The sequence below is a fragment of the Citrobacter sp. Cy070 genome, assembly GCF_030332245.1.
GTDB lineage: Bacteria > Pseudomonadota > Gammaproteobacteria > Enterobacterales > Enterobacteriaceae > Citrobacter > Citrobacter youngae.
Genome location: NZ_JAOWIG010000091.1, coordinates 22,958 through 29,210 on the forward strand (window position 1 = coordinate 22,958; position 6,253 = coordinate 29,210).

At 52.1% G+C, this 6,253-nt stretch carries 4 protein-coding genes and 1 pseudogene; 4 read left to right on the forward strand and 1 reads right to left on the reverse strand.

What is annotated here, in order from left to right; genetic code table 11:
* Nucleotides 1-36: 36 nt before the first annotated feature.
* The 4 genes from phoB to proY all read left to right on the forward strand — a co-directional run bounded on the left by phoB (nt 37) and on the right by proY (nt 5,254).
* Entirely contained in the window at nt 37-726 is a 690-nt protein-coding gene (phoB, locus tag OGY19_RS22005) for a phosphate response regulator transcription factor PhoB (RefSeq protein WP_003021496.1), read from the forward strand.
* Nucleotides 727-776: 50 nt separating this feature from the next.
* Nucleotides 777-2,072 (forward strand): phosphate regulon sensor histidine kinase PhoR, encoded by a 1,296-nt coding sequence (gene phoR, locus OGY19_RS22010; protein WP_115600857.1) that lies wholly within the window; start codon nt 777-779, stop codon nt 2,070-2,072.
* Nucleotides 2,073-2,479: 407 nt separating this feature from the next.
* A complete protein-coding gene (brnQ, locus tag OGY19_RS22015; RefSeq protein WP_040232748.1) occupies nt 2,480-3,799 on the forward strand; it encodes a branched-chain amino acid transporter carrier protein BrnQ in 1,320 nt (439 codons plus the stop codon).
* 81 nt (nt 3,800-3,880) lie between these two features.
* Nucleotides 3,881-5,254 (forward strand): proline-specific permease ProY, encoded by a 1,374-nt coding sequence (gene proY, locus OGY19_RS22020; protein ID WP_286597211.1) that lies wholly within the window; start codon nt 3,881-3,883, stop codon nt 5,252-5,254.
* 498 nt (nt 5,255-5,752) lie between these two features.
* Here the strand turns inward: proY and OGY19_RS22025 are convergent.
* Nucleotides 5,753-6,253, reverse strand: a pseudogene (locus tag OGY19_RS22025) (hypothetical protein); the annotation flags it as partial.

The following is a 6,253-nucleotide window of genomic DNA, read 5'->3' on the forward strand; positions in this document are numbered from 1 at the left end:
TGATGGCAAACGATTTAATTATAAACAGGGCAAATCATGGCGAGACGTATTCTGGTCGTAGAAGATGAAGCTCCAATTCGTGAAATGGTCTGCTTCGTGCTCGAGCAAAACGGTTTTCAACCCGTAGAAGCCGAAGACTATGACAGTGCTGTGAACCAACTTAATGAACCCTGGCCGGATCTCGTCCTGCTTGACTGGATGCTTCCCGGCGGCTCGGGTCTACAGTTTATTAAACACCTCAAACGGGAAGCGATGACGCGGGATATCCCCGTGATGATGCTGACGGCGCGCGGTGAAGAAGAAGACCGTGTGCGGGGTCTGGAAACCGGCGCGGATGACTATATTACTAAGCCGTTTTCTCCCAAGGAGCTGGTGGCGCGTATTAAAGCGGTTCTGCGTCGTATTTCACCGATGGCGGTGGAAGAGGTTATTGAGATGCAGGGGCTAAGCCTTGATCCGACATCGCATCGCGTGATGACCGGCGAGGATCCGCTGGATATGGGGCCGACCGAATTCAAACTGTTGCACTTCTTTATGACCCACCCTGAGCGCGTCTACAGCCGTGAACAACTCCTCAATCATGTCTGGGGAACCAATGTCTACGTGGAAGACCGGACAGTGGATGTGCATATCCGCCGCTTACGTAAAGCGCTGGAGCACAGCGGACACGATCGTATGGTGCAGACGGTGCGCGGGACGGGATATCGCTTTTCGACCCGCTTCTGACTGCAAGTAATAAGGGCCTGAGGGATTAGGCTGTAAATGGAGTAAGACGTTTGCTTGAACGATTGTCATGGAAAAGGCTGGTGCTGGAGCTGATCCTCTGCTGCATACCGGCATTTATCCTTAGCGCTTTTTTCGGTTACCTGCCCTGGTTTTTACTGGCGTCGGTAACGGGCCTGCTTATCTGGCATTTCTGGAATTTATTACGTTTGTCCTGGTGGCTATGGGTCGACAGAAGTATGACGCCGCCGCCGGGGCGCGGCAGTTGGGAGCCGTTGTTATATGGGCTGCATCAAATGCAGCTGCGTAACAAAAAGCGCCGTCGCGAATTGGGTAACCTCATTAAACGCTTTCGCAGCGGCGCCGAATCACTGCCCGACGCAGTGGTGCTAACCACCGAAGAAGGCGGGATTTTCTGGTGTAACGGACTGGCACAGCAGGTTTTAGGGTTACGCTGGCCGGACGATAGCGGGCAAAATATCCTTAATCTGCTGCGCTACCCGGAATTTACGCTGTATCTGAAAACACGCGACTTTAGTCGGCCAATTAATCTGGTACTCAACACCGGACGGCATCTGGAAATTCGCGTGATGCCCTATACCGATAAGCAACTGCTGATGGTGGCGCGCGACGTTACGCAGATGCATCAACTGGAAGGTTCCCGACGTAACTTTTTCGCCAACGCCAGTCATGAGCTGCGCACGCCGCTGACGGTGCTGCAAGGCTATCTGGAAATGATGCAGGAGCATCCGTTGGAAGGGACAACGCGCGAAAAAGCGCTGCATACCATGCGTGAACAAACGTACCGTATGGAAGGCCTGGTGAAACAGCTGCTGACGCTGTCAAAAATTGAAGCTGCTCCGACGTTGCAACTGAATGAGAAAGTCGATGTGCCCATGATGCTGCGCGTGATCGAGCACGAAGCGCAAACCCTGAGCCAGCAAAAACATACGTTTACTTTTGATGTTGATAACAGCCTGAACGTGCGGGGCAACGAGGAGCAGTTGCGTAGCGCTATCTCGAATCTCGTGTACAACGCGGTGAACCACACACCAGCGGGAACGCACATTACCGTACGTTGGCAGCATGTGGCGTCGGGGGCGGAGTTTTGCGTGGAAGACAACGGTCCGGGCATTGCCCCCGAGCATATTCCACGTTTGACCGAACGTTTTTATCGCGTAGATAAAGCGCGATCGCGGCAAACGGGCGGTAGCGGACTCGGGCTGGCCATCGTTAAGCATGCCCTGCATCATCACGACAGCCGTTTGAATATCGACAGCGAACCAGGCCAGGGAACGCGATTTAGTTTCGTGATCCCGGAACGTTTAATTGCCAAAAATAGCGGTTAAAACGTATTCGTAAGTTTATCTTTCCAAAAGCCAGCGCGAGCTGGCTTTTTTTGTTGTAGTCAATAAGTAGCTCCTGAATTTTACGACGTTTGATTGTTTTTTGTTCGCATGATTACCCATGTCTTTTTCCAGGGAATGGTGTTTTGTGCTGGTTCAACTTTTCATATCACTATATTGTTCTGGTTTTTAGATCCCACCTTGCTTTAAAACGTTATAAGCGTTTAAATTGCGCATCAAATGCTGTCATACCGACTGCATTTACGCGGTAAATCGAAAAACTATTCTTCGCCGCGCCAGACCGGGAGAATTTCCCGCTGGAATTGCTTAAAAATGCCGCTGTATCATCCCGCAGGGAAAGGCAGAAAATTAAACGTTTTCAACACCACATCCACAGGCAGTAAGACTTTATGACCCATCAGTTAAAATCGCGCGATATTATCGCACTGGGATTTATGACATTTGCACTGTTCGTTGGTGCAGGTAACATTATTTTCCCCCCAATGGTTGGTTTGCAGGCAGGCGAGCACGTCTGGACCGCGGCCTTTGGCTTCCTGATTACCGCCGTAGGCCTGCCGGTACTTACCGTGGTCGCATTGGCGAAAGTGGGCGGCGGTGTGGACAGCCTGAGCACGCCTATCGGTAAAGTTGCCGGTCTGCTGCTGGCTACCGTCTGCTATCTGGCCGTGGGGCCATTATTCGCCACGCCGCGTACCGCAACGGTTTCGTTCGAAGTTGGGATTGCACCGCTGACCGGTGATTCTGCGTTGCCGCTGTTCATCTACAGCGTGGTGTACTTCGCGATTGTGATTCTGGTGTCACTGTATCCCGGCAAACTGCTGGATACCGTGGGCAACTTCCTTGCTCCATTGAAAATTCTGGCACTGGTTGTGCTTTCCGTGGCGGCGATTGTCTGGCCAGCGGGCCCGATCAGCAATGCGATGGAAGCCTATCAAAACGCGGCATTCTCGAATGGCTTTGTGAACGGCTATCTGACGATGGATACGCTGGGCGCGATGGTATTTGGTATTGTTATTGTTAACGCCGCCCGCTCGCGTGGCGTTACCGAAGCGCGTTTGTTGACCCGTTACACCGTCTGGGCTGGGCTGATGGCGGGCGTGGGTTTAACGCTGCTGTACCTTGCGTTGTTCCGTCTGGGTTCAGACAGTGCGACGTTGGTCGATCAATCTGCTAACGGTGCGGCAATTCTGCATGCGTATGTTCAGCACACCTTCGGTGGTGCAGGCAGCTTCCTGCTGGCGGCGCTGATTTTCATCGCCTGTCTGGTCACCGCGGTTGGCTTGACCTGTGCGTGCGCAGAGTTCTTTGCCCAGTATGTTCCACTGTCTTATCGTACGCTGGTATTTATCCTCGGCGGCTTCTCGATGGTGGTTTCTAACCTGGGTCTGAGCCATCTGATTCAGATCTCTATTCCGGTGCTGACGGCTATCTATCCGCCATGTATCGCACTGGTTGTATTAAGCTTTACCCGCTCATGGTGGCATAATTCTTCCCGCGTCATTGCACCTGCGATGTTTATCAGCCTGATTTTTGGTATCCTTGATGGCATTAAAGCTTCTGCAATTGGCGATGTCTTACCAGCCTGGACCCAGCGTTTACCGCTGGCGGAGCAGGGGCTGGCGTGGTTGATGCCAACAGTCGTGATGGTGGTCCTGGCCGTTATCTGGGATCGCGCAGCGGGTCGACAAGTGACCTCCAGCGCACACTAATATCACTGACAATAAGTTTTAACCACGGGGCTATTAATATGGCCCCGTGGTTTTTTTATTGTGTTAACAGGTTAGGAATCGATGGAAAGTAATAACAAGCTAAAGCGTGGGCTGAGCACCCGGCACATTCGCTTTATGGCATTAGGTTCAGCAATTGGTACCGGGCTGTTCTATGGTTCAGCCGATGCCATCAAAATGGCGGGGCCGAGCGTGTTGCTGGCCTATATTATCGGCGGCGTGGCGGCGTATATTATTATGCGTGCGCTGGGCGAAATGTCTGTTCATAACCCGGCTGCCAGCTCTTTCTCGCGCTATGCGCAGGAAAACCTCGGACCGTTGGCTGGTTACATTACCGGCTGGACCTACTGTTTTGAAATCCTGATTGTCGCCATTGCCGACGTGACAGCCTTTGGTATTTACATGGGCGTCTGGTTCCCGGCCGTACCGCACTGGATTTGGGTACTCAGCGTAGTGCTGATTATCTGCGCCATCAACCTGATGAGCGTGAAGGTGTTTGGCGAGCTGGAGTTCTGGTTCTCGTTCTTCAAAGTCGCCACCATTATCATCATGATTGTCGCCGGTTTTGGTATCATCATTTGGGGGATTGGCAACGGCGGGCAACCGACCGGTATCCATAACTTATGGAGCAACGGTGGTTTCTTCAGCAACGGCTGGCTCGGCATGGTGATGTCGCTGCAAATGGTGATGTTCGCTTACGGCGGGATTGAGATTATCGGGATTACCGCAGGCGAGGCCAAAGACCCGGAAAAATCTATTCCGCGCGCCATCAATTCCGTACCAATGCGTATCCTGGTGTTTTATGTGGGGACGTTGTTCGTCATTATGTCTATCTACCCGTGGAACCAGGTCGGTACCGACGGTAGCCCGTTCGTTATGACGTTCCAGCATATGGGCATTACCTTTGCAGCCGGGATCCTCAACTTTGTCGTCCTGACTGCGTCGCTGTCGGCCATCAACTCTGACGTCTTCGGTGTGGGGCGTATGCTGCACGGTATGGCAGAGCAGGGCAGTGCCCCGAAAATGTTCGCCAAAACGTCGCGTCGTGGCGTGCCGTGGGTAACAGTGATGGTGATGACCATCGCGCTGTTGTTTGCGGTGTATCTTAACTACATTATGCCGGAAAACGTCTTCCTGGTGATCGCTTCGCTGGCAACGTTCGCCACGGTTTGGGTGTGGATTATGATCCTGCTGTCGCAGATCGCCTTCCGTCGTCGTCTGCCGCCGGAAGAGGTCAAAGCGCTGAAGTTTAAAGTACCGGGTGGGGTAACGACGACCGTTGTTGGCCTGATTTTCCTGGTCTTTATCATCGCTCTGATTGGCTATCATCCGGATACCCGCATTTCGCTGTACGTCGGTTTTGCGTGGATTCTCCTGCTGCTTGCAGGCTGGGTATTCAAACGCCATCGCGAGCGCCAACTGGCTGAAGTGCAGTAATTTTTTTACTGGGTGGTAATGTTGGTTCGTAGTTGAATTTGGCAATTGCTCTTTATTTAAAAAACGAAGTTGAATAATCAACTTCGTTTTTTATTTGTATAAACATGGTGAATGTTTAGTGTTTAATAATGAAAGATAATAATAATTTTCTTTGTCTGCCATCAAACTATTATGAGCGTTTTTTGAAAGTTTGATGATGGTTTTTATGCTATTTTTCTGCTGTTTTATGGTTTTTATATGCCTTCTTGTAAAGTATAACTATTATTTATTATTAATGAGATTAAATGAGGATCTTTATGGGTATAAATGATATTCCAGCAGACTGCTCTACAAAGAGTAGAACTCATAATAACCCTGGAGTTAGGGGTAATAGTATATGTGAGGTTTCTGTCTTTAACTCTAAAACTAACAAATTAGTTGGAGTGGCAAATAGTGGACAAACACCCACAAATATTAGTGGTTTAATATCACAAGGACCACGGCCATTACCACAGGCCGCTATAAAGAAGGCCAGTATAGCGATTTGTGTGCCGAAACCTTCACCAGGAGCGGTACGCGCGCAGGCGTCGGTGCAGACCCCTCCGCCGGTGCCGCCCCGTACAGATGTGCACAAGCAGGCGTCGGTGCAGACCCCTCCGCAGGTGCCGCTCCGTACAGATGTGCATAAGCAGGCGTCGGTGCAGACCCGCCCGCAGGTGCCGCCCCGTACAGATGTGCATAAGCAGGCGTCGGTGCAGACCCGCCCGCAAGTGCCGCCCCGTACAGATGTGCATAAGCAGGCGTCGGTGCAGATCCGCCCGCAGGTGCCGCCCCGTACAGATGTGCATAAGCAGGCGTCGGTGCAGACCCGCCCGCAGGTGCCGCCCCGTACAGATGTGCATAAGCAGGCGTCGGTGCAGACCCGCCCGCAGGTGCCGCTCCGTACAGATGTGCACAAGCAGGCGTCGGTGCAGACCCCTCCGCAGGTGCCGCTCCGTACAGATGTGCATAAGCAGGCGT